The 24117-nt window shown below is 44.1% G+C and carries 20 protein-coding genes and 1 pseudogene; 13 read left to right on the top strand and 8 right to left on the bottom strand.

The genetic code is table 11. The annotated features are described in order from the left end of the window. The 7 genes from pqqB to R1T43_RS04420 form a co-directional block, all read right to left on the bottom strand. The gene (gene pqqB, locus R1T43_RS04390; protein WP_317353281.1) at window positions 1–921 is read right to left on the bottom strand and encodes a pyrroloquinoline quinone biosynthesis protein PqqB; all 921 of its coding nucleotides are present in this window, start codon (window positions 919–921) and stop codon (window positions 1–3) included. Window positions 922–991: 70 nt separating this feature from the next. Next, on the bottom strand, window positions 992–1063 hold the full coding sequence (pqqA, locus tag R1T43_RS04395) for a pyrroloquinoline quinone precursor peptide PqqA (RefSeq protein ID WP_073324441.1): 72 nt from the start codon (window positions 1061–1063) through the stop codon (window positions 992–994). Between the two features lie 94 nt (window positions 1064–1157). Then, window positions 1158–2978 (bottom strand): leucyl aminopeptidase, encoded by a 1821-nt coding sequence (locus R1T43_RS04400; RefSeq protein ID WP_317353284.1) that lies wholly within the window; start codon window positions 2976–2978, stop codon window positions 1158–1160. A 25-nt stretch (window positions 2979–3003) separates the two neighbouring features. Continuing rightward, on the bottom strand, window positions 3004–3813 hold the full coding sequence (locus tag R1T43_RS04405) for an ABC transporter permease (RefSeq protein WP_317355658.1): 810 nt from the start codon (window positions 3811–3813) through the stop codon (window positions 3004–3006). A 45-nt stretch (window positions 3814–3858) separates the two neighbouring features. Then, entirely contained in the window at window positions 3859–4578 is a 720-nt protein-coding gene (locus tag R1T43_RS04410; RefSeq protein WP_317353286.1) for an ATP-binding cassette domain-containing protein, read from the bottom strand. Next, window positions 4569–5477, bottom strand: a complete 909-nt coding sequence (locus R1T43_RS04415) for a PQQ-dependent catabolism-associated beta-propeller protein (RefSeq protein WP_410549010.1) — start codon at window positions 5475–5477, stop codon at window positions 4569–4571. Before R1T43_RS04415 ends, R1T43_RS04410 begins: the two co-directional genes overlap by 10 nt. A 68-nt stretch (window positions 5478–5545) precedes the next feature. Further along, entirely contained in the window at window positions 5546–6775 is a 1230-nt protein-coding gene (locus tag R1T43_RS04420; protein ID WP_317353292.1) for a hypothetical protein, read from the bottom strand. Window positions 6776–6983: 208 nt separating this feature from the next. Here R1T43_RS04420 and R1T43_RS04425 point away from each other — a divergent pair, with 208 nt between their 5' ends. From R1T43_RS04425 to R1T43_RS04465, 9 genes are all read left to right on the top strand, one after another. Continuing rightward, window positions 6984–7868, top strand: a complete 885-nt coding sequence (locus tag R1T43_RS04425) for a substrate-binding periplasmic protein (RefSeq protein ID WP_410548995.1) — start codon at window positions 6984–6986, stop codon at window positions 7866–7868. 192 nt (window positions 7869–8060) lie between these two features. Next, a complete protein-coding gene (locus tag R1T43_RS04430; protein ID WP_211071548.1) occupies window positions 8061–9848 on the top strand; it encodes a PQQ-dependent methanol/ethanol family dehydrogenase in 1788 nt (595 codons plus the stop codon). Between the two features lie 166 nt (window positions 9849–10014). Then, window positions 10015–10515, top strand: a complete 501-nt coding sequence (gene pedF, locus R1T43_RS04435) for a cytochrome c-550 PedF (RefSeq protein ID WP_247670821.1) — start codon at window positions 10015–10017, stop codon at window positions 10513–10515. A gap of 800 nt (window positions 10516–11315) precedes the next feature. Continuing rightward, window positions 11316–12590: a hypothetical protein gene (locus tag R1T43_RS04440; RefSeq protein WP_317355664.1), complete on the top strand. Its 1275-nt coding sequence runs from the start codon at window positions 11316–11318 to the stop codon at window positions 12588–12590. A 158-nt stretch (window positions 12591–12748) separates the two neighbouring features. After that, a complete protein-coding gene (locus R1T43_RS04445; protein ID WP_317353298.1) occupies window positions 12749–14056 on the top strand; it encodes a sugar ABC transporter substrate-binding protein in 1308 nt (435 codons plus the stop codon). Window positions 14057–14121: 65 nt separating this feature from the next. Continuing rightward, window positions 14122–14994 (top strand): sugar ABC transporter permease, encoded by an 873-nt coding sequence (locus tag R1T43_RS04450; protein ID WP_317353300.1) that lies wholly within the window; start codon window positions 14122–14124, stop codon window positions 14992–14994. Window positions 14995–14997: 3 nt separating this feature from the next. Beyond that, on the top strand, window positions 14998–15828 hold the full coding sequence (locus tag R1T43_RS04455; RefSeq protein ID WP_211071607.1) for a carbohydrate ABC transporter permease: 831 nt from the start codon (window positions 14998–15000) through the stop codon (window positions 15826–15828). Between the two features lie 10 nt (window positions 15829–15838). Next, window positions 15839–16870: an ABC transporter ATP-binding protein gene (locus R1T43_RS04460; protein WP_317353302.1), complete on the top strand. Its 1032-nt coding sequence runs from the start codon at window positions 15839–15841 to the stop codon at window positions 16868–16870. 79 nt (window positions 16871–16949) lie between these two features. After that, window positions 16950–17651 (top strand): HAD family hydrolase, encoded by a 702-nt coding sequence (locus R1T43_RS04465; RefSeq protein ID WP_317353305.1) that lies wholly within the window; start codon window positions 16950–16952, stop codon window positions 17649–17651. A 71-nt stretch (window positions 17652–17722) separates the two neighbouring features. Here R1T43_RS04465 and R1T43_RS04470 read toward each other — a convergent pair whose 3' ends face one another. Continuing rightward, a complete protein-coding gene (locus R1T43_RS04470) occupies window positions 17723–17995 on the bottom strand; it encodes a hypothetical protein (protein ID WP_317353306.1) in 273 nt (90 codons plus the stop codon). Here R1T43_RS04470 and R1T43_RS04475 point away from each other — a divergent pair. From R1T43_RS04475 to R1T43_RS04490, 4 genes and pseudogenes are all read left to right on the top strand, one after another. Continuing rightward, the gene (locus R1T43_RS04475; protein ID WP_317353307.1) at window positions 17975–18772 is read left to right on the top strand and encodes a sensor histidine kinase; all 798 of its coding nucleotides are present in this window, start codon (window positions 17975–17977) and stop codon (window positions 18770–18772) included. The genes R1T43_RS04470 and R1T43_RS04475 overlap by 21 nt on opposite strands. An 85-nt stretch (window positions 18773–18857) precedes the next feature. After that, window positions 18858–20065 (top strand): annotated as a pseudogene (locus R1T43_RS04480) (M24 family metallopeptidase). Window positions 20066–20217: 152 nt separating this feature from the next. After that, window positions 20218–23478 (top strand): CHAT domain-containing protein, encoded by a 3261-nt coding sequence (locus tag R1T43_RS04485; RefSeq protein WP_317353308.1) that lies wholly within the window; start codon window positions 20218–20220, stop codon window positions 23476–23478. After that, window positions 23475–24059 carry an RNA polymerase sigma factor gene (locus R1T43_RS04490; RefSeq protein ID WP_211071541.1) on the top strand — a complete coding sequence of 195 codons (585 nt, stop codon included), beginning with the start codon at window positions 23475–23477 and terminating at the stop codon, window positions 24057–24059. Before R1T43_RS04485 ends, R1T43_RS04490 begins: the two co-directional genes overlap by 4 nt. Window positions 24060–24117: the final 58 nt, after the last annotated feature.

The raw sequence follows: 24117 nt of genomic DNA on the forward strand, positions 1-24117 counted from the left end.
TTACACCTCTATTTGCATGCCATCGTAGGCCAATTCTATATTCTGCTCTTGTAAGGCATGGAAGGCTGATGAATCTTCATTCAGCACGGGGTTAGTGTTGTTAATATGAATCAGCACTTTGCGCTTAACGTTGAAGCGGTTAAGCAGCGCAATGGCACCATTTTCGCCATTTACTGGCATGTGCCCCATTTGCGTACCTAGCTTTTGGCTAAAGCCGTGTTCAATCATTTCTTCATTCACCCATAAGGTGCCATCGAAAAGCACGCACTCAGCGTCGGCCATAACCTGTTTCACTGTGTCATTGGCCTGCATGCATCCTGGTGCGTAAAACAGCACGTGACCTGTTTGGGTATCGGTAATTTTAAGGCCAATGTTATTGCCCGGAACAATGTTATCGCGGTAAGTAGAATAGGGCGGCGCATTCGACTCTAGCACTACAGGTTGGAATAAAAGCCCGTCTGCGCCTTCAGGCACAAAGGTATGGGTAAAGTCAGTACTAATTGAGCGTTGCTGAAGGCCACCGTGCCAGTGTTTCAGCACAGTAAATAAGGGAAAGCTGGTGGTTAAGTCTTCGTTTACCACATCGGTGCAATAAACAGGGAGTGGCAGGCCTTCTCTTAGGGTAAGCAAGCCGGTGGTATGGTCTATTTGGCTGTCGGTTAGCACGATAGATGAAATACGTGTACCTCGGGCGACGTGCTCTTCAGGCCAAAGTTGTGGGTGGCTATTTATTTGCTCCCGTAAATCGGGCGAGGCATTAATGAGTACCCATTTATTACCATCGACACTAACCGCAATACTCGATTGGGTACGAGGGGTTGTCTTAATAGTGTGCTGACGTGCGCCTTTGCAATTCTCGCAATGACAATTCCACTGAGGAAAACCGCCGCCTGCGCCTGCGCCAAGAATCAATACCTGCATAACTACTCCTTGGGTATTTGAAAAAGGCTGCAATAGCAGCCTTTTGATTACTTATCACAATGGCTTAGGTTTAGCGGTTGCTGATATATAGCGTTACTTCAAAACCTAGGCGCATTTCAGTGTATTGAGGTTTAGTCCACATTGTCATTTCCTCTGTCTTTTGGATGAGTTCAATATGAGTATATGTTGATTACCTGTTAACAGATATCCTTCTAAAGGAGGAGAATTACCATGAATCATGATGATTTTCGGGTAGTGGCTAAGCGTTGTAAATAGGCCACCAGTAAAGGGATAGGGCGGCCGGTGGCCGAGTTAGCAGTGCCATATTTAAATGCGGTACCAGCCACGTCCATATGAGCCCAAGGAAAACTCTGAGCAAAGCGAGATAAAAAACAACCTGCGGTAATCATACCTGGGGAGTTTTTCCCTGCGTTAGTCATATCAGCATGGGAAGAGGCGATGGCGTCATGATATTCAGGCCACAGCGGAAAGGGCCATGCTGGGTCGTGGCTTTGCTCTCCGGCATTAACTAGCGCTTGTTCTAGCGAACGGGAGTTGCTCATTACGCTGCTGCACGTGTGCCCTAATGCGGTGATTGCAGCACCGGTTAGGGTGGCGATATCTATGACAGAGTGAGGGGAAAACCGTTCGCTGTAACTTAGTGCATCACACATTAGCATTCGCCCTTCGGCGTCAGTGCTTTTAACTTCAACAGTTTGTTTGGAATGGGTAGTAATAATATCGCCGGGTCGGTAGGCATTGCCGCCAATACTGTTTTCAGCGGTAGCCAATATTCCAATAATATTAATATTCAAGCCTAGTTCGGCAGCGGTTTTAATTACTCCGAGGACGCAAGCGGCACCTGCCATGTCGTAAATCATGTGATGCATGTCACCACCGCGTTTTAAGGTGATGCCGCCTGAATCAAACGTCACACCTTTACCTATCAAGACCACTGGCTTGGTGTTTTGACTGTTGCCGTTATCGGTAATGCTATCGTTGTTTTCACCGCTGTGGGCACTATTACCGCTGTGGGCACTATTACCGCTATGGGCATTATCACCGCTAAAGGCACTGTCACCGCTAAAGGCACTGTCACCACTTTCGGCATTTGCAAAGTGATTACCTGAATAATGAATTACCGGCATAGAGGCAGGGAATGCTGATGCGCGATTAACCGCTAAATACGCATTCATGCCTAGTGCTTCTAACGAATATTGGTCGATAATCTCTGTGGTAATTTTAGAATACGTATTCGCGAGTATTGTCGCTTGTTCTGCCAAACACACGGGGGTACATAAATTCGCTGGCATGTGTGATAAATCTCGCGCTAAGCCCATACCCTTTGCTAGGGCTGCCTCATAGTTTACGCAAGCTAGTAATACATTTGCGGTATTGTCCGAGGCTAGCTCTGGACTTTCATATGATTGCTCGCCTGATGCTGCATCTAATTCCTTATCTAACGCTAGGTTATTTATCTCGGCTGTTGAAGATACTTGTATGCTTAAGCTTTGCGCTCTTTTTACCGCTAGGCTTGGCGCTCTCGTCACCGCTAAGCAGGGAGCCGATTTATACCCTTCAAACTGGTAACAACAAAAATGAAATGCGCGCAATAACTGGCTAACAAGTGTTATTTCTTGCTTACTCTGTTTACTTGCGTCTTTCAAACTGCGAGAAACAGCACGGCAAGGTAGCACCAAAGTGATCGTTGCCGCTTTTAACGAAAGGGCGTACTTAAACACATCTACAAATAGCTTACGCGTGCCATGAGAAGCCGAGGGATGGTCAAAACTAAAATTGAGGCTTTCTGCTAAATCACCCACTCCCCAAATAAGCCATCGTTTTGCAGCCGCCCCTACAGGTCGATGCAATAAAATGCTTTGCCCCTTAGCCCCTATAAACGCTTCATCAACAAATACCTGCTGGATAAAAGCTTGCGTGTTCTTGGGGAGGTTGTTAACGGTGGGATTTATATCTGCAAGCGAGCAAAGCCAAATCACGCAATCGGCGTCTACTTTGTGTAAGTTGCACTCGGGTACTAACATCACGTTTGTCATGGGCGGCCTTGTTGGTCAGGACTTTTTATGCGCTGTTTTTTCCGAGGCTTCTGTTTCCAAAGCCAACGGCAGCCGGTTTTGGTCTAAAGCTTCTCACTGCTAGGGTAAAGGTAATAAAGGTAAGTACGGATACAATCATAAGCTCTTTTGTCGCAAGCTTTTCATACAGCCCAAAGCGTAGCAGTTCAACGCCGCTGGTAAACGGATTAAACGCGCATACTTGATACAGCCACTCACTTGCTTCTTGCATTTTCCACAAAGGGTAAAGTGCGCTCGAAAGGAAAAACATAGGAAAGATAACGAAGTTCATCACCCCAGCAAAGTTCTCTAATTGTTTAATGGAATTTGCCAACAATAAGCCTAGCGCGCCAAGAAAAATCGACAATAATGCAATGATGGGTAGCGCGTAGACATAACCCATTAAGGGCAATTGCACGTCAACAAATAACGCCAAGCAAAAGAATAAATAAACCTGTATTGCTGAAACCAGTGTATTGGCTACTAACTTACTGCATAACAAAAATGAGCGGGGCACTGGGCTCATTAGCAGTACCTTCATGCTACCCATTTCACGGTCGTAAACCATAGATAACGAACTTTGCATGCTATTGAAAAGGATAATCATCGCCGCTAAACCCGGCACAATATATTCCTCATACAAAATGTAAGTTTCATAAGGCGGGAGCATCGAAAGCCCTAGTGCCGAACGAAACCCCGCGGCAAATACAAATAACCATAACAAGGGGCGCACTAAGGCACTAAGCAGTCTAGACCGCTGCTGCCAAAACTTCAGCATTTCTCGATTTAAAACACCCACAAAACAGCGCCAATACATCATGCCCGATCCCTAGCCTGTTCGCACTTACAGTAGGTATTGATATTAGTTTGCATGAGTTAATACCTCCCAAAGCCGATGAATATCCGAGACGTGATGTTTAGCAAGCAATGCCGAGCAAATATCTCGTTCTACTAGTCGGCCATTTAACAATATGGCGAGGGGATCAGTTAGCGATACCTCTTCAAATAGATGGGTAGCCCACAACACAGTCACGCCTTGTTTCACTGCTAAGTCATGAACCACCGAATGAATTAGCTGTCGAGAGGCAATATCTAACCCTACCGTGGGTTCATCGAGTAACAAGGTGCTGGGTTGGTGAATAAGGCATCTTGCCAGCTCAACACGGCGGCGGTGGCCTCCGTTTAAATGGCGGATTTTAGTATTCAGACGGTCGCTAAGATCAAGTTCGTTTAATAAGTCACTGATGCGTGAAATTGACTTCTCTGGGGCCAGCCCATGGAGGGATGCAAAATAGGCGAGGTTCTGCTTTACGGTAAGGTCAATATCCAAAGTACTTTGCTGAAATACCACGCCAAGCTGTTTCATTATTGGCGCACGTTTATGCGCTATCGTGCTGCCATTAAATAAGATATTGCCATGGCCAATTCGTTGTAACCCTGTGAGTAACGCAAACAGGCTGCTTTTCCCTGCACCATTAGGGCCAAGTAAAATATTAAAACCAGGCTTTAAGGTAAGTGAAATGTCATCAAGGGCTGTCACTTTACCGTAAGTATGGCTAACCCCTTGGATATCTATTTCCATTTAACGGCAATTCCCCATGGGTAACGTCCCACCTTAATCGTCTTTTCAACATCGAATGTTTCAGTATTGATAACCGATACGTCGCCGCTTACCCCGTTTGTGGTGAGCAATAATGACTGGTCTTGGTTAAACGCTAATTGCCACACGCGTCTACCTACCACTATGTATTTTTCTATTTCAAATGTGTTGGTATTCACCACAGCAATGCGGTTTGCAGGGCCAAGGGCCACAAACGCGTAGGGGGAGTCTCGCATCAACAATATCCCTACGGGTTGTATTTTGTCGCGGTATACGCCCTTAACTGCAAAAGACAAGGTATGCGCTTTTTGTTTGGTTTGAGTATCAAATATGGCGACTGTGCCGCCGATTTCGGAGCTTACCCAAAGATACTTATCGTCGGCGGTGAAGTGGGCGTCACGTGGGCGAGCATCCACTAAGCTATTGGCAATGTTCTCGTGGGTGTTGGTGTCTATCCAGTGCACCATGTTGGTGGTTTCTGAGGTAACCACCATCATGTGGCCGTCATGGCTTACCGCTAACCCTTCTGGTTCAACCCCTACATCTATTTGTGCAATTACTTGGCTGGTGGGAATATCAATAACGGTGAGCAGGGCATCATCTTCATTAGCGGTGTAAATGGTAGTGCCATTGGGATGAAGGGCAATGGTTTCAGGATCTTCACCTGACGGTAAGTCGCCCACAATAGTATGGGTGTCTAAATCAATAATTTGAATGCGATCTGAATCCGAGGCGCAAATATAAGCACGAGATTGATCAGCACTTAATATAAATCCCCTTGGCCGCTCGCCAATGTCTAATGTATCAGTCACTTCAAATGTATTCATATCAATGACTGATAGGGTATTGTCCTTTTCATTGGTCACATAGGCCTGTGGCATAGCGTTTACACTCAGGCTAGAGGCCAACAAGCCTAATAACAAAATGCGAGTGCCTGAAAAGCGAATTTTCATAAGGTGTCCTTACAAGTGTTAGTGGTGTCACCTAAGGTGTCTAGTTCATCGCGCTGGTGTAAAAAACCTGGGAGAGGGGCGTGTATTACCAGGGCGTCTTCATGTGCTAACGCAATAGGTTGACGAAGTTGGCGCGTGCTTTCACGAAAGGTGAGCTGTCTTCCTTTATAGGCGGCAACACTTAGTTGTTCACCAATGAGTGCGTTAAATAATTGAGTTCCTGTAACAGAGCCGTTGTTTTCAGAATCACTACTTTCACTTCGCTGCAAAGCAGTCGATATAGCAATAATGGCGGCATAAGCAGCAAAGTCTACTTCATTCATGGTGCGTGAGAACTTGTCTTTAAAGCGATTTTGAAGCTGCCTTGCTCCCCACTGCTCATGGGTAAAATGCCACCCTAAAGGTTTAAGACCTGCTGAGCCCATAATGGGCACAATAAGGTGGGTATTAAACGGCAAACTGTAGGCATATTGGCGCTGGGTATCGGCAGCAAAAATAGCGTCGTAAGGTTTCTTAGTTCGAGTGAAAAGGGGAATTTCAGAAAAAGCAGAGCGCCGTAAGTCGAAGCTTGCCTGCCAAGTTTTCGCTTCAACAATGTTTAACTTAAATTTCTTCGCGGTACGTAAAAACGCGTCTAAGTAAGCCTTGTCACTTTCATGAGCGCCGCGCAAGGTAAGCACAGAGCCCAAACGCTTAACTCTAAGCCACTGACCAAGCGCATCGGCTTTCATTTGGTAGCTAGGGTAGGTGTGTAATACGTTAAGCTCGCAGTGCATGTGGCGAAATGCATCCTTACCACTGGCTACATTCATAACCAATGCGCTGGGGTTAATCGATGCCACTGAACGGACGGCTTCTTGATATTGCGCATCTGGGCTATCGATAAGCACCACGGGGGCATGGGTAATAGCGTCGATAGCAGCTGAATCTAAAGCGTTTATGTAGGCAAGCGTCAACGCGTAGCCTAAAAACTTTCCCGTAATATTGGCATCTTCAATACCAATTTCGGCACCTGCAATTCCTTCGTCAGTAGGGCTAATTAAATACGAGGGCGTGCCCGCGGGCGGAGTGCGTCTCAGATTAAGGTAAACCATGTTCGTAGTGTTAGGTTGAGCTTCAGCTTGCCCTTTAAATTTGGTTCCAGACTTGTTTGGGGATTGGGCATGCAAGGCTGATACGCTTAGCAGTAGGGTTGATATCCCTATCCATACTTTTGCTTTTTTCATAAACCAGCGAAGGGCTCTATTCACACTTCTATTCACACTTCTTTTTTGAAAGTGCGCCTTTTGTCAGTCGCGATACAAAAAGGGTATATGGCATTATTCCCGAATAACATCCTCCTAAAGGATGAATGCTATGGCGCTAAAGTAGCATTCGGGAATACCCGCCTGCGCATTAGTATAAAAAGCACCTAGCGTAAACAGAGTTCTTCAAGTGGCAGGTTTTCGAATTACCTTATTTTTTCCTTTAGTTTTACTTTGCTGGTGGAGTGCGAACGTCTCTGCTCGGTCTTTTGATGACATTGTCGAAAGTAAGTACATCAATATCGCGGTTTATAACGATTACCCTCCTTATTCATATTTAGACGCTGACACCGCTAGGGGAATAGATGTCGATATTGCTAAAGAAATTGCAGCAAAGCTTAGTGTGAAGCTTATCTTGACGTGGATGACGCCAGGGGAGACGACTGAAGATGATTTTCGCAATTACCTGTGGAAGGGCCATATCATTCACAAAGTAAAAGCTGACTTGATGATGCGTGCTCCTTACGATCGTTCATTTTCCCAAAAGCGAGACGATATAGGCTTGTTGGCCAATGAGTTAGTTCATATGTTTGCGCCCTACCATCAAGAAAGCTGGCAGATAATTCACAACACTGAGCAATTGCCAGAGGTAGAGACCATGGCGATGTTTCAATATCACAAGATTGGCGCTGAAATTGACAGTATTCCTCATTTTTACCTCACCTCTGCCTTTGGCGGAAGGTTAAGAAAGAACACTACGCAGTATGCCAGTAACGAACTCGCCATTGATGCCATGAAAAAAGGGGATGTTGATGCGGTAATGGGGCTTCGAACGCAAATCAGTTATTTGTCTCAATTTCTTGATAACGCAAAATTTCAGCTTGCTAGTAATGCGTTTCCTCTTATAGGAAAGCAGAAGTGGGACCTAGGTATAGCCGCGAAAAACGACTACCGAACGCTGGCTTACGAGGTCGGTGATGTGATCACCGAGATGGTTCAAACCGGCAAGATGGCAGATATATTTAGTCAGTATCATGCCACCTACGAAGTGCCCGATTATTATGCGGGTGAGTAATGTCGTTGAGCAATGCGATTGAACTAAAAACCCGCCCTTGCTAGGCACTCTTCCTGTTAATTCCTCCTACTAAAGGAGGGGACAAATCACTCAGCCGTTCCATAGGCACGGCCGTTATGCACCGCTATTCTAATTCTATCGAATAGTCCGCACGTCAGACTCATTCATGGCCAATACGCATTAGGAAACGTTATGAATAAACAACTACCACTAAAAAGAATTGCCTTAGCTTTATTGGTTTGTGCCGGTGCCGTTTTACCTGCCCAAGCTAACGTGACCGATAACGACATACAAAACGATCAAGCCACTACTGACGATATCGTATCCTATGGCATGGGGCTACGGGCACAGCGATACAGCCCATTGTCTGCGATTAATAAAGACACCATTGAAGAAATTCGACCAGTCTGGGCATTTTCACTAGGCGGCGAAAAGCAGCGGGGCCAAGAGTCTCAGCCTATGGTGAAAGACGGTGTTATGTATGTCACAGGTTCTTACTCTCGTGTCTGGGCTATTGATGCTATGACTGGCGAAGAGCTATGGCAGTACGAAGCCCGTTTACCCGATGGCATAATGCCTTGTTGTGATGTTATTAATCGTGGCGTTGCCTTGTACGACAACTTAGTTATATTCGGCACACTAGATGCCAAACTGGTAGCCCTTGATAAAGACACAGGCAAAACCGTTTGGAAGAAAAAAGTAGAAGACTATAAGGCTGGTTATTCTATTACTGCTGCGCCTATTATTATTGATGGCATGGTGATCACGGGGAACTCAGGTGGTGAGTTCGGTGTGGTAGGAAAGGTATACGCCTTTGACGCTAAAACCGGCAAACAAATTTGGGTTAGACCTACCGTTGAAGGCCACATGGGATATATGTGGAAAGACGGTAAAAAAACCGAGAATGGTATTTCTGGCGGCGGAGCGGGTAAAACCTGGCCTGCAGATTTATGGAAAACCGGCGGCGCTGCAACCTGGCTCGGCGGCACATATGATGCTGATACCGGGCTGTTATTTTTTGGTACAGGTAACCCATCACCTTGGAACTCTCACCTTCGCCCAGGTGATAACTACTTCTCATCATCTCGTTTAGCAATTAACCCTAAAACGGGAAAAATTGTGTGGCACTTTCAAACTACGCCTCACGATGGCTGGGATTTTGATGGTGTAAACGAGCTTATATCCTTTGATTACGAAGATGCTGGTAAAACAGTGAAAGCTGCTGCAACAGCGGATAGAAATGGTTTCTTTTATGTATTGAACCGTGAGGATGGAGATTTCATCCGAGGCTTCCCGTTTGTAGATAAATTAACATGGGCTAAAGGTTTAGATGAAAATGGACGTCCTCTTTACATTGACGATGTTCGCCCAGGTAACCCTTCATTATCTGACGACGGAAAGAAAGGCGCACAGGTTGTTGCTCGCCCTGCTTTCTTAGGTGGTAAGAATTGGATGCCGATGGCGTATTCACCTGATACAGGTTTGTTTTACGTACCTTCCAATGAATGGGAAATGGATATCTGGAACGAGACTACTTCATATAAGAAAGGGGCGGCTTACCTAGGCGCTGGCTTTACCATCAAATCGGTTAATGAAGATTATATTGGTGTGCTTCGCGCCATTGACCCGAAAACTGGGAAAGAAGTGTGGCGTTATAACAACTTCGCGCCACTATGGGGTGGGGTAATGACCACGGGCGGCGGGTTAGTCTGGACCGGTAACCCAGAAGGCTACTTAATGGCCTTTGACGATAAAACTGGCGAGATGGTTTATAAGTTCCAAACAGGTTCAGGCATTGTAGGCTCACCTGTAACGTGGGAGATGGAAGGCGAGCAATATGTGTCTGTCTTATCCGGCTGGGGCGGCGCAGTACCTTTATGGGGCGGTGAAGTCGCTAAGCGGGTTAAACACCTGAACCAAGGTGGAACGGTATGGACATTCAAATTACCTAAACGTTATGAGCAGGTCGCCAAAAACTAATAGTTCATAAATACAATTGAGGCCGGTACTGTCAAAGGTATCGGCTTTTTTTATATCCGAAATAGCCTTTATCCTCCCAAAGGAGGAGCCTTTCAAAACCAAAGTAGAGTTACCCAAATTATCACATTAAGTATAATTTTTTCATCAGCTTTTTGAGGATGTACGAATGATGAAAGTAAAAGTATCTCTTTTAATTACAACGCTTTTTCTAGCCTTAACGGCGCACAAGTTAGCAGCACATGGCAACGTGACGCCACAAGGCGCCGACAGCTCTGAAATGCAAAAAATTACCAACGGTGATGAGTCTGAAGACGGCTGGGTGTTTGAAAATCCATATCGTAATTTAGATGCAGAGACACACAAAAAAGTGTACGAATTTGGTGAGTCAGCCTATTCCAATAACTGCGCTGTTTGTCATGGTCTGCATGCGCAGTCAGGTGGCATAAACCCCGATTTGCGTTTGCTCGACCCAGAAAGTATGGAAGACGATGAATGGTACGTGGAGCGCCTTCGTTTTGGTTCATCAAAAGGCATGCCTGCTTTAGGGGGGATACCTGAAGGTCAATCAGAGCCTATTTTAGATCAAGAGACATTATGGGCCATTAAAACCTATGTAGAAGCACGCAGAATAGTAGCAATTGAAGAAGGCGAGATTGAAGTAGATTAAATGCATTCCCGTTTTGTCGGCCGGGTCGAGAAATCGCCCGGCTTTTTTTGTTTTTAAGATGGCTTCACCACAACGCTTACTCTCCTAAAAGCATAAATTTGCAGCATTAAATGACACCAGCTTATTTTAAAATCCAAGCTTATGCCCAGCTCTCTTATCTCTAGGGCTATCTCTACTAACTATCTTTACTAACTATCACAGCGCTTATTGCTAACCCTTCAAAATTATCCTCACAGTATTTGCTATATGGCTGCCACTAAAACATGTCGATTAATTGGTTTATTGCTACAGGTGTTAACTTTTGCTCTCAGTATTTTGAGTGGAATTGTTAATATTAAGTTTTGGCGAACCTAGTTTTTCTCATAGTTTAACCAGTGGTATTTACATGCCACATCAATTTAGCAAAACTTAACTAATGGTTAAGTTTATGAAAATAAAGGTTTTGTAATAAATTAAAGAGTAAATGAAAATTAATTGTTAAAAAAGTTGTTGACGTTAAAAAATAAAAATGGTCATATGCTCTCAAGTTGAGCATCTGACCGATTTGGTTTTTATCGAAGGTTTTTTGCTCAAAGCGAACAGAGAATATGGGTGGACAAAGGTTTGCCTAAAATTCCAATAACTTTATAAAACCAAACATAGAAACTTGAGGGTTCACCATGTTAGAAAATAACCAGCATCAAATAGCAACTTCTCGACCTAATTCTAAAATTGCCGTAGTGAGTGCATTAGCTTCTGCAGTTATGCTTGCAATGGCGCCGTCCGTAGTGACAGCGCAAGAGTTAAGTGAAGAAAAGCCTATGTATGTTCCGCCAAATGAACCTAATGAGTTTTTAGATGGCCGGGTTCAAGTTAATTTTCTAGCGATGCAGAACTACCAAGCTATACAAGCCTCAGAGGGTGCATTTCGCCCTGAAGACGAAACCCAATCAGATGGTTTTGGGCGTTTGCGCGTAAACTTGATGTTCAAGTTTAAAATTACTGACAACATCACAGCCGATATTGATATTGCTGAAGAGCCGAACGACTTTGGTAATAATGGCGACAGAGACTTCTCGTTCCACCAAGACTTCGCCGGCATAGAGTTTGATATGTTTGGCCTTACTGGTTATGAAAAAGAGAATTCAAGCCTTATCTTGCGAGTAGGTAACATTGGCGCATCTCCTTTCCAATTCAAAGGATTCCAAGATGGCGCTGACAACCAAGGTAATGCGTTAATTGGTAATGGTATCAACGACTACGCTACAGCTGAAAACGGCATTCAATTAAGCTACACCGAAACCTTCGATAGCGGCATTCTTCGTTCATACAACGTGGCGGGCCACATGACCACATCAAGCTTTGGTGAGGCGTTTCAAGATGATCGTGGGTATAACTACCGCCTACAAGGCACATTAGAATTTAAAGGTGGTTTCAAAGCCGGTTTGAACGTTTTCAAAGCTAATCAAGGCGACCAGCTTGTATTTGCCGATGGTGTAGCAAGCCTTGATGGCGTTACGACCACCAACTATCGTTTCGGCGATGGTGAAAACTATAACTTTTCTGCTTCTGCATCTAGTGAGCGTGATACCCATGTTGGCGCACTGCCAGGCTTGAACCAATCAATCATGCAATTGAACTTAGCTTACCAGCCTTCTGATCAAACGAGTGTTGTTGTCATGTTAGGTAAGTCTTCTGACGACTACACTTTCGCAGATGCCAACGGTAACGCGGTTGCTGGTATCACCTATTTCGGCACTGATGGCGTGGCAGACCCTACTGGCACTACCTTTGATTCAAACCAAGTAATTGAAGGTGACTCGTCGGTGGAGTACTGGGCGCTAGAAGCTCAACAATATATTCTTCCAGAAAAGCTTTACGTGGCAGCACGTTACGCAGAATCTGAAAATACCTCTGACCTAATTGAACAAACCGACAATGAAGTCACACGTTTACAAGTATCTGCAGGTTACTGGATAAACAATAGAACATTGTGGAAAGTAGAATATGTCAATCAAGACGAAGGCGTTAACTCAGGTGGCCAAATAGGCACAGGGTTTGACGGCATCACCTCTGAGATTTCAGTTAAGTTCTAATCAGTTTACGAACCACAGAGCGAGTGGCAGGTCCTTAGCGACTCGCTCTTTTAAACCAACCAAAACATTAAGTAGTGAAAGCAGTATGACTTTCGTCCCCAGCTGAATATAGGGGAGGGGAAAGTCATACCCTTCAAAACCTAAAGGGGAAGAACCCGATGTTGAAAAAACTATCTTTAATGCTTGCTGGTGCAATGACGATGAGTGCAGCAGTGAATGCAGAAACTATTACTATTGCAACGGTAAATAATGGCGACATGATTGCCATGAAAGAACTTAGTAGCGACTTTGAAAAGAAGAACCCAGGTATCGACCTTAAGTGGGTAACACTAGAAGAAAACATTCTACGTCAACGTGTAACGACTGATGTAGCCACCGGTGGTGGTCAGTACGACGTGATGACAATTGGTACTTATGAAGTGCCAATTTGGGGTAACCAAGGATGGCTAGAAGAGCTTGATGGCCTTGGCGCTGATTACGATGTTGAAGATTTATTACCTGCGATTCGAAGCGGTCTGTCAGTAGATGACAAGCTGTACGCTGCCCCGTTTTATGGTGAAAGCTCGATGGTAATGTATCGCACTGACTTAATGGCGAAAGCTGGCCTTGAAATGCCTAAAGCGCCTACGTGGAAGTTTATTCGCGAAGCTGCTGCTGCAATGACAGACAAAGATGCAGGTGTTTACGGCATTTGCCTTCGTGGTAAAGCGGGGTGGGGTGAAAACATTGCGTTGTTAACGTCTATGTCTAACTCGTTTGGCGCACGTTGGTTTGATGAAAATTGGAAACCTCAGTTCGACTCAAAAGCATGGAAAGACACCCTAGAATACTATGTTGATGTAATGGACAAGTATGGCCCTCCAGGTTCATCAGCGAACGGATTTAATGAAAACCTAGCGCTGTTTCAAACCGGTAAGTGCGGTATTTGGATTGATGCAACGGTTGCAGGCGGTTTTGTGACTAACGAGAAAGACTCTGAAGTTGCCGACAAAGTAGGTTTTGCACTAGCGCCGGATAACGGCTTAGGTAAGCGTGGTAACTGGTTATGGGCATGGACATTGGCTATTCCTTCTAGCAGCAAAAAGAGTGATGCGGCGATGAAGTTCATTAGCTGGGCTACCTCAAAAGAATACTCTGCATTAGTAGCTGAAAAGAAAGGATGGGCAAATGTACCTCCAGGTACCCGCGCTTCACTTTATGAAAATCCTGAGTACATGAGTGCGGCGCCTTTTGCACAAATTACCCTTGATTCAATTAACTCAGCAGATCCTAAAAACCCAACGGTAGAGCCTGTGCCTTATGTGGGTGTCCAGTTTGTGGCTATACCCGAGTTTCAAGGAATAGGAACGGCGGTAGGACAACAGTTTAGTGCAGCATTAACCGGCCGCATGACGGTAGACCAAGCACTACAGAGCTCACAGCGATTAGTTGAGAGAGCCATGCGCAAAGCGCGTTACCCAAAATAATAAATATTAACTACGGGTAGGTGCAAGGTGCACTTACCCTTCATTTACTTGTAAGGGGCTTAGTAATGGCGACAACCCAATCTCGTACCTTAGCCAAAATGATGCTGTTTCCTTCGGTCACCTTGCTGTTAGCTTGGATGATTGTTCCACTTTGCATGACGTTATATTTCTCATTTTTAGATTATAACCTGCTCATGCCTGGCGATAATGAATACATAGGCTTTTTAAACTACGAGTTTTTTCTTACTGACCCTGCCTTCATAGAGTCATTCTTTAATACCTTATTGCTAGTAGGAGGTGTGCTGTTTATCACAATCTGCGGCGGTATAGGTTTAGCCATATTGCTCGACCAAGCCATATGGGGCAGAAACTATGTCCGCATAATGGTATTAGCACCGTTTTTCGTCATGCCAACGGTTTCAGCGCTGGTATGGAAAAATATGTTCATGAACCCAGTAAATGGGCTGTTTGCTCACCTTGCCAAGTTCTTTGGTGCAACACCAATCGATTTCTTTGCAGAAATTCCGTTGCTGTCCATCATCATTATTGTGTCGTGGCAGTGGCTACCTTTTGCAGCGCTAATTCTGCTTACCGCAATTCAATCGCTAGATAGAGAGCAACTAGAAGCCGCAGACTTAGATGGTGCAGGTCCGTTCAGTAAGTTTATTTATATTGTATTACCTCATTTATCACGGGCGGTTACCGCAGTGATTTTAATTGAGACCATTTTCTTACTGTCTATTTTTGCAGAAATTTTGGTCACAACCAGCGGCGGGCCTGGCTATTCGTCCACCAATATTACGTATCTCATTTATACCCAATCGCTACTTCAGTTTGATGTGGGCGGCGGTTCAGCAGGTGGAATAGTGGCTGTTATAATTGCCAACATTGTTGCCATCTTCTTAATGCGCCTTATCGGCAAAAATTTGGAGGGTTAAGTGATGGCAATGAACAACAGCAATAAATCAAAAGCCATATACACCATATTGGCATGGACCATAAGTGGAATGATTTTCTTCCCTATTCTTTGGACCATGATCACCAGCTTTAAAACGGAATCTGAAGCTATCTCGGCAACACCAAGTTTATTCATGTTTGAGTGGACGCTAGAGAACTACAAAGATGTGTTAGCACGTTCACCTTATTTCGATCACTTTATGAACTCTGTGATCATTTCATTAGGGGCAAGTTTACTTGGACTGCTTATTGCTATTCCGGCCGCATGGTCGATGGCATTTGTGCAAACCAAACGTACGAAAAACTTATTAATGTGGATGCTATCAACCAAAATGCTGCCACCAGTTGGGGTGCTTATTCCTATTTATCTATTGTTTCGAGACTTCGGATTGCTAGATACCCGCTTAGGTTTGGTGATTGTAATGACACTCATTAACTTACCTATCATGGTGTGGATGCTTTATACCTATTTCAGAGAAATTCCTCATGAAATTCTTGAAGCTGCACGTATGGATGGTGCTGGAATAAAAGAAGAAATTTTTCATGTGTTACTGCCAATCGCCTTGCCCGGCATAGCATCAACCCTGCTATTAAACGTTATTTTGGCGTGGAATGAAGCCTTTTGGACACTCATTCTTACTGCCGCGAATGCAGCGCCGTTAACTGCGTTTATTGCCAGTTATTCAAGCCCAGAAGGCTTATTTTACGCGAAATTATCAGCCGCCTCTGTGATGGCTGTGGTGCCAATCCTTATTCTTGGTTGGTTCAGTCAAAAACAATTAGTGCGCGGATTAAGTTTCGGCGCGGTTAAGTAGGAGTATTCCAATGGGAAGCATTACTTTAAAACAAGTGACAAAAAGCTTTGGCGATGTAAATGTTATTAAGCCGCTAGATTTGCATATCCGCGACGGTGAATTCATTGTATTCGTTGGGCCATCGGGCTGCGGAAAATCCACCTTGCTTCGCATGATTGCGGGGCTTGAAGACACCACAAGTGGTAACATTGATATTGACGGTGAAGATGCCACGAATATGCCGCCAGCGAAACGTGGCTTGGCGATGGTATTTCAGTCTTACGCGTTGTACCCGCATATGTCTGTGCGCAGCAATATTGCGTTTCCGCTTAAGCGCGCAAAAGTAGCCCCTGCAGTGATTGATGAAAAAATTGAAAAAGCGGCTAAAATGCTGAACCTTACTGATTATCTTGACCGCAAGCCTGGACAGTTATCTGGCGGGCAGCGTCAGCGTGTGGCGATTGGGCGTGCCATTGTTCGCCAGCCTTCGGCTTTCTTGTTCGATGAGCCCTTATCTAACCTTGATGCCTCGCTACGGGTTAATATGCGCCTTGAAATATCAGAACTTCATAAAAGTTTAGACACCACCATGATTTACGTAACCCACGATCAGGTAGAAGCCATGACCATGGCCGATCGTATTGCGGTATTTAATGGCGGTATTATCGAGCAAGTCGGCACGCCGCTTGAGCTCTACCAAAAACCAGTTAACCGCTTTGTAGCTGGTTTTATTGGCTCGCCAAAAATGAATTTCATTGATGTGATGCCTAAAGCAGGTGACGACACTCATACTATTGGGGTGCGGCCAGAACATCTTAAAATTACGCAAGAACAAGGGCTGTGGACAGGTAAAGTGGGTGTGGTAGAGCACCTAGGTTCTGAAACCTTTTTACATGTTCATGTAGAAGGTGCTGGTACACTTACGGTTAAAGCGGATGGTGACTGTCCTGTGAGTTATGGCGATGTGATTAACTTGACGGCAGCGCAAAGCAAAATTATGCATTTTAATAAAGCAGGCGTGACGATTGCTTCACTTTCTTGGGGCGAAGCGCACTTAGCATAAATGATTGTGGATGACAGCGGGCTATTGTAAACAGCAGTAGCTCGCTTGCGTCTAAGATATAAGATACAAGGAACTTTACATGGGCAGCAGTAAATCTTGCCAACAAGGGATTGATATTCAGCTTGTTATTTTCGACTGTGATGGCGTATTAGTTGACAGTGAAGTGCTGTGTAAACGGGTCATCATCGCCATGCTGGCTGATTTAAAAGTTGTGGTTTCAAGCGCTTACTTTGACGAGCACTTCCTAGGTAAAAGTTATGAATCTGCACATAAGCAGATTTTAACCGACTTCAACATTTCGCTTCCTGCTGAGTTTAGAGATAACTACCTAACCGCGCTATTAAAGGTGTTTGCTGAAGAGTTACAAACTACGCCCGAGCTCAACAGTGTGCTTTCCGGCTTGAATGTTAGAAACTGCATTGCAACCAGCAGTAGCCCAAAGCGGGTTGCGTTTGCGCTAGAAAAAACAGGTCTTCTTTCTTTTTTTGAAGGGCGCATTACCACAAGTACAGAAGTTGAAAATGGGAAACCAGCCCCTGATATCTTTTTACTTGCCGCATCAAAGATGGGAATTAAGCCTAAAAATTGTTTAGTTATCGAAGACTCAGAAGCGGGTATTCAAGGCGCACTAGCTGCTGATATGCAGGTGGTGAAATATACCGGCGCAAGCCATTTTAAAGGTGCACTGCCAACTAGCGCAGATAAGAACGACAAGGTACCGTCGATTTCTCATTGGTGTGAGTTTTTCAATCTGTACCCAAATTTAAAAACAACTGACTAGGCAAAGCGTTAAGTTAAAGCCTAAACCTCGGTTATTAAACAGCCGCTAAAAATTGCGAAATGTGGTTAACACTACACCTTTTGCTGATGTGCTGAAAGGTGCCTAAGTAAGGCATAAATTTGCTTTGGGGGAAGTTTAGTGGGTTCAAACTCGGTTTGTGATAATCGAGCAAGTAACTCAGTAAAAATTGGTGTACTGCCAGCGTAACCCATATTCCACTCGGTGAAGGTGGGCTTATCGATATATTCGTAACTGGTGATAATGATATCTGAGTGTCGATCATCATCTGATTCATGCAGAAAAAATGGCTTCTGTTGGTCATTATGGCAGCTGGAATTGCCCATGAAATAAATAATCCGTTGGCGTTTGTTATCAGCAACTTCGACCCCCTTGATCATTACGTAGAAATGCTAATCAGCATGGTGGATTTGCATGAACAGCTTATTCAATCTATTAACGAGATTGAGCAGCCAGTAAATCAGAAACTCACCCAATCAATACAAAGCTTCAAACAAACTCGTGATATTGATTTTGTGACCGAAGATATAAAAGCGCTAGTGCACGATTCAAAAGAAGGTTTACTGAGAGTAAGGGATATCATTAATGATTTAGGGAGCTATTCTCGTAAAGAGTCACTAGAGAATCAGCCAATAAACCTCAGTGAAGTAACCAAAGAAACCGTTCGAATGCTCAAATACGAATTGAGTGATGACGTTGAAGTTCAACTAGCTATTGATAGTGATATTCAGATAACGTCACATAAAGGATTCATCCAACAGATAATCGCCAATTTGGTTAAAAATGCGATTCAAGCCCACGCCACCTCAGAGAAGCAAACTCAGCAGAAAATCATCAAAGTCAGTGTTGAAGAAAAAGCGGAGTTTGTGCTAATGAATGTTTCAGACAACGCGGGCGGTATAGCAGAAAAAAGTCGTAAGCATGTTTTTGACCCTTTCTTCACTACAAAAGACGTTGGTAAGGGAACAGGCATGGGGTTGTCTGTCTGTTCTAATTTAGCGAAGAAAATACATGGAACGTTAGCACTTTCCCCTGTGGATGAATCGAGCGAATTAGACACTACATTTACGCTTACCTTACCCAAGCAGGTAGGGGTGGAATGACCCTTTGACTGGCATTCTCGACTTTTTATTTCAGTGTTGTACAGTGCACCTGCTTCATCGACGAATAAAATTATAAGGGCAGGTTATGACGACACTTATTGGCGGGAAAACAAAGGAAGAAGCACTGGGCAGTCTTTCAAATATGACTAGCGATCTAGCGCCTATTCAAAAAATGAATACTTATCTCGAATAGATAAAGCTCAGCACTATATGCAGCAAAATAGTATTGCTGCGCTGTACCTTAATGCCGGCACTAACTTAACTTATTTTACGGGTATGCAGTGGTATGCCAGCGAGCGTTTAGTGGGCGCTATTCTTCCTGCCTTTGGCGATATTATCTACGTAGCACCTTATTTTGAAATTGACTCCCTTGAAGAGCGTAAAGTGATAAACGGCGACATTATTGGATGGCAAGAGCACGAAAGCCCTTATGCACTGGTTGCTCATTTACTGGGTGAAATTGATACTGCTGGTGGCAAGAAATTCGCGGTAGATGAATCGACCCAATTCTTCGTTGTTGACGGGTTTAATAAAGCCCTCCCTGAAGGCGTCAGCATTATTAATGGCGCAGAGATTACTGCCCACTGCCGAATGCACAAATCGGTAAATGAGCTTGCACTTATACAGCGTGCTATGGATATGACCCTTGCAGTGCATAAAGCTACAGCCAGCATGCTCTATAAAGGAATTACTACCACAGAAGTGGAAGCCTTTATCAATGATGCCCACAAAAAAGTGGGCGCTAATGGCAATTATTTTTGCATTGTACTTTTTGGTAAAGCAACGTCATTTCCACATGGAGTGAAAGACCCGCAAGTGTTGAAAGATAACGACTTGGTGCTTATTGATACCGGCTGTAAGGTGCATGGTTATTTATCTGATATCACGAGAACCTACTGTTTTGGTAAGCCAACGGAGAAGCAAAAGGCGATGTGGGAAAGTGAAAGACGCGCGCAGTACGCTGCATTTAATGCAGTAAAGCTAGGCGTACCCTGTGGAGATGTTGATAAGGCCGCGCGAGACAGTTTAGCGCCCGATGGCTTAGGTCCAGATTATAATCTCCCTGGTTTGCCCCATAGAACAGGGCATGGTATTGGTATGGACATTCACGAGTGGCCATACTTGGTGAAGAATAATCCACACCCTCTGGCACTAGGTATGTGCTTTAGCAATGAGCCCATGATAGTGGTTCCTAATGAGTTCGGTATTCGTTTAGAAGATCACTTCTATGTATCTGACACTGGCGCAGTGTGGTTCACTGAACCTAGCAAAGCTATAGATGAGCCTTTTTAAAGACAGGGTAGACGCATTTTACGTTCTGCCAGTTTTGTTAGAAAAAGGAAAAGCCAACGCTGAGTGTTAAAGCCTGCTGATATAAGGCGACTTGAGTGTTTAAATAAATTAGTGTATTTTTTGAACAATACTTTGGTGGCGTAAATGCATGTATGGAAACTCTAAGCGTCTCTTTTCTCAAAAGATCAGTAGCTTTGCTATGTGGTTTCCCTTTCTTTATTTCTATGCTTTTTGTGTTTTCTTTCTCTGGATGGGCGGAAGAAAATACATTGATTCCCACCGTGACAGTATCGGACGCTACCACGGCGGATTTTCAATTAAGCCTTAATGAAAAAGCAACGTTTAGAGTTATCCCTACAACGGGGGTGACAGTGCTTATTAAAGCGACGCAATCAGTAGCAAATGTTCGCTTAGCACTTTATGGCACTGAAAATAAAACTAGCAAGCCCTTACTCACCCTTGATATTCCAGCCGCCTATAGACAACCTGAATACCTACTCTTCGATGCGAACGACTGTGTCACTTGTTACGTTGAAATAGATACTTCGGCATCATCGCCAACGCAAGGTCGCAGCGATATCCTTTTTAGTGCAATTGGTACCGGATTGGATGCTCACAGGAATTTCTACAATGCCATTCAACTCGCTTCGTTAACGTGGTCTGTGGCAGAAAATCAGCTTGCAGAGATGGAGTATAAAGAAGCCTTGCATGATGTGCGTTCGCACTATGAAAAAGCAGAGAATATTGCAACATCGTTAGAAGATCACTCTCTCATTATTTTCAGTGCCTATATGCAATCCATAGTGAGCCACTACCTTGGAGAATACGACAATCAAGCTGATTTACTGAAACGTATTTTACATCAGACATCTATTCCCCAATCCTACCTTATTAAAATTAACATGGATTTAGCGAGTTACTATATTTATGAAAAAGGTGAATTTGATACCGCGGTGGCGTATTTAAGCATTGTGTTCGGTCATCTAAATTCTGGGCACTATCCCTTGTTGTATGCAGAGGCGAAAGAGTTAGAAGCGTCAATAGAAATTGAAAAAGGAAGCTATTTGAATGCTGTAGCGGCGTTTGAAGAAACCAGCAAAATTTTCTTGGAACAAGGTGATGTGTCAAATGCTATTAAAAGCATGACCTCTTTAGGGTGGCTTTTTTATCACACGGGCGATTTTAACAACGCCATGCAGCAATACGTTCTCGCCAAGAAATTAGCAACTCAAGTTTCAGATAACTACGCAATCACGAACTTGCATATCAAACTCTCGGGCGTGTATCGACAACTAGGCAATATCGAGCAAGCCAATCATCATGTTACACAGGCGCTAACGCTAAGCGGTAGGTTTAAGCATGCATATTTAGATGCATGGGCTAATGTAGAAAAAGCGAAGCTTCTGCAAGCAACGGGGCAGTATATTTATTCGAAGGATACGTTTGATATAGCAAAGCGCAGATTTTTTAAATTGAATGCCTCAAAGGGGGCGAGTGAAATAGACTTTTTTGTTGGTTTACTCAACATGCAACTTGGAGAGCATCAACAGGCGAAAGAGCGGATAGAGAGTTACTTGTTTAACACTGACGGAATTGCCACGGATTACGAGCATGCTATTGCTGCTTCAAATCTAGCGCATGCCCTTACGTTACTTGGTAGCAAAGATGAGGCAATGAAATATCAGCAAAATGCGTTAAATGTTCTAATGCAAACGCAAGATATTCGGTCAATCGGCTTAGCACAAATACAAATGGCCACGCTGCATGCATCCATGGGTAACGTTAAAACTGCTGAGACCTATTTTAACAAAGGAACGAGCAAACTTATTCAAACGCGTTCTACGTTGACTCAATTAGACAGTACATATGCCTATGCCAATGAAGTAGCCCACCTCGACCCAGTGCTTGCACTACAAATAGGCCGTGATATTAGCGAGCAAATCAATGCTATTTTTTCAGAAATAAAGCGAACCGATTTACGCAGGGGGTATTTCTCCACCTATCAGAAGGTGGTCAGTTTGCTGGTTCGTGTTGATAACTCACTTTCTGCAGAGCAGAGCTTATTACTTGCTGAGGCTGCGCGATCACGCACCATAGGGTATGGGCTTTACCGCGACAACAATACTAATAATGACATTCAACGTGAACAAAAAAAGCTCAATCAAAAGCAGCAGGTGAAATTGATTGAGCTTAGTACACAAATTGAAACACAGCAGAGAAAACAGACCATTAGAGAGATACGGGTATTGTCAGAAGCCTTATATCAGCTTGAGAGTGACAATTATGTTGCTCCGCAGTCTACCGCTAAATTTTCGGCCAAATCATTGGCCCAACTTCAGCAGTCTTTAACAGAGCATGACGTGGTGTTATTTATTGATACCGCAGAAGTGGAGTCTAGGTTGTGGTTTATTGATCAGCAGCAGATTGTAAGCTTTAAGAGTGAACATGAGCGTTTTTTTAGTGAACGTGTGGGCGCTGTACTGAATGTGATATCGCAAAAACTGCCTTTGCGTAAAATGCGTAAAGAGGTGGCAGAGCTACGCAATACACTTTTTCCTAGTAATGCAGAGTATCTATTCAAAGGCAAAACGAACTTAATTGTAATACCGGATGGCGCGTTAACCCGTTTACCATTTTCGTTACTGTCAGCATCTTCCCCCGCGCAGAATGGGTGGTCAGTAAGCTATCAACATTCTTTGCAAAACATAGTAGATTCGAGAAAAGACAATTTCGCTACGGCTGTGGATGAAGGCAGTATTCTTGTTGTGGCAAACCCTTTAATGAAGACCATGCCAAAAGGCCAAAACAGCCCGCTAACCTATGGTTTTCAGTCTTCTTCATTGCCTTATACAGCAAAAGAGGCAAGTTACATAAACGCGTTCTCTGCTCAACCGATAACCCTTCTAAACAAAGGTAACGCCAGTAAACAAGCGTTAGTAGAATTAGATTTATCTACCTTTAATATTGTGCATATGGCGACACATGGGCTAGCAAATAATCACGTGCCTGAATTGGGCGGACTCGTTTTATCAAATGCTTCAAGTGCCGACAATTTGCTGTTTGCCTCAGAAATTAGGCGGCTTAGGCTCAAGGCTCAACTTGTTGTGTTAAGCGGTTGCGAAACTACCCAAGGACACTTAATAGAGGGCGAAGGCATGCTTGGCTTAACCCGTGCTTTCATCGAAGCTGGAGCTCATAGCGTTATAGGCAGTTTGTGGCAAGTACAAGACGATGCAACCGCGATGCTGATGAAGGAGTTTTATCGTTATTTACTACAACACGAATTACCCATCTCTGAAGCATTAGAAAAAGCGAAAGTGGCGGTGAAAAATCACAAAAGAAAAAACGGAACTCACCCGTGGCGATCGCCCTATTACTGGGCGGGATTTGTTTTACATGGTAACGCGGCATGACTGAATCTGAGAGCGCTATTGCAACCGCTTTAGTGAAAGGGATTTTAGCGGGTGATGCTGCCGCAGAATTACAAATGATAGAGCGATATAAAAGGGGGTTACGTTTTGTGCTTCGGCGAAAGTGTCACGACCTTGATTTGACCGCAGATATTAGTCAAGAAACGTGGCGTATCGTTATTGAACGTATTCGAAATAATGAGCTACGTGAACCAGCAAAGTTGTCAGCGTTTATTCTTCAGACGGCCAAAAATCAGCTACTGATGCATTTTAGAAAAAGTGACGTTAAGCGCCAACAAACGGGTATGGGGGAAGCGTTGGAGTCTGAGTATTCCGCTCCGTTGACACAATCGCCCGAGGATGCGCTAGAACGACATAATTTAGGTTTGCTTGTTCAAACGGTTATCAAAGAACTGAATACCTCGAGAGATAGAGAATTACTCCATCGTTACTATATACATGAACAAGATAAGCAGATGATTTGTAATGAGCTAAATGTAAACGCTAAAAATTTCGACAATGTGCTTTATCGCTGTAAACAGCGTTTTAAAACGCTGTGGTTAGCGGTAATGGAAGATAACTGATATGAATTTCACTGAGAGGTTTAGCCTAGTTAGTGCACAAGAAGTTAGTACACAAGAG

It is taken from the genome of Alteromonas sp. CI.11.F.A3, from assembly GCF_032925565.1.
Taxonomy (GTDB): Bacteria; Pseudomonadota; Gammaproteobacteria; order Enterobacterales; family Alteromonadaceae; genus Alteromonas.

Coding starts and splice junctions, on each gene's coding strand:
- R1T43_RS04445 (WP_317353298.1), top strand. CDS start 12,749: ATGTTGAAAAAACTATCTTTAATGCTTGCTGGTGCAATGACGATGAGT.
- R1T43_RS04405 (WP_317355658.1), bottom strand. CDS start 3,813: ATGTATTGGCGCTGTTTTGTGGGTGTTTTAAATCGAGAAATGCTGAAG.
- R1T43_RS04430 (WP_211071548.1), top strand. CDS start 8,061: ATGAATAAACAACTACCACTAAAAAGAATTGCCTTAGCTTTATTGGTT.
- R1T43_RS04490 (WP_211071541.1), top strand. CDS start 23,475: ATGACTGAATCTGAGAGCGCTATTGCAACCGCTTTAGTGAAAGGGATT.
- R1T43_RS04460 (WP_317353302.1), top strand. CDS start 15,839: ATGGGAAGCATTACTTTAAAACAAGTGACAAAAAGCTTTGGCGATGTA.
- R1T43_RS04440 (WP_317355664.1), top strand. CDS start 11,316: ATGTATGTTCCGCCAAATGAACCTAATGAGTTTTTAGATGGCCGGGTT.
- R1T43_RS04475 (WP_317353307.1), top strand. CDS start 17,975: ATGGCAGCTGGAATTGCCCATGAAATAAATAATCCGTTGGCGTTTGTT.
- pedF (WP_247670821.1), top strand. CDS start 10,015: ATGATGAAAGTAAAAGTATCTCTTTTAATTACAACGCTTTTTCTAGCC.
- R1T43_RS04400 (WP_317353284.1), bottom strand. CDS start 2,978: ATGACAAACGTGATGTTAGTACCCGAGTGCAACTTACACAAAGTAGAC.
- pqqB (WP_317353281.1), bottom strand. CDS start 921: ATGCAGGTATTGATTCTTGGCGCAGGCGCAGGCGGCGGTTTTCCTCAG.
- R1T43_RS04455 (WP_211071607.1), top strand. CDS start 14,998: ATGGCAATGAACAACAGCAATAAATCAAAAGCCATATACACCATATTG.
- R1T43_RS04450 (WP_317353300.1), top strand. CDS start 14,122: ATGGCGACAACCCAATCTCGTACCTTAGCCAAAATGATGCTGTTTCCT.
- R1T43_RS04485 (WP_317353308.1), top strand. CDS start 20,218: ATGGAAACTCTAAGCGTCTCTTTTCTCAAAAGATCAGTAGCTTTGCTA.
- R1T43_RS04470 (WP_317353306.1), bottom strand. CDS start 17,995: ATGGGCAATTCCAGCTGCCATAATGACCAACAGAAGCCATTTTTTCTG.
- R1T43_RS04415 (WP_410549010.1), bottom strand. CDS start 5,477: ATGCCACAGGCCTATGTGACCAATGAAAAGGACAATACCCTATCAGTC.
- R1T43_RS04420 (WP_317353292.1), bottom strand. CDS start 6,775: ATGAAAAAAGCAAAAGTATGGATAGGGATATCAACCCTACTGCTAAGC.
- R1T43_RS04465 (WP_317353305.1), top strand. CDS start 16,950: ATGGGCAGCAGTAAATCTTGCCAACAAGGGATTGATATTCAGCTTGTT.
- R1T43_RS04410 (WP_317353286.1), bottom strand. CDS start 4,578: ATGGAAATAGATATCCAAGGGGTTAGCCATACTTACGGTAAAGTGACA.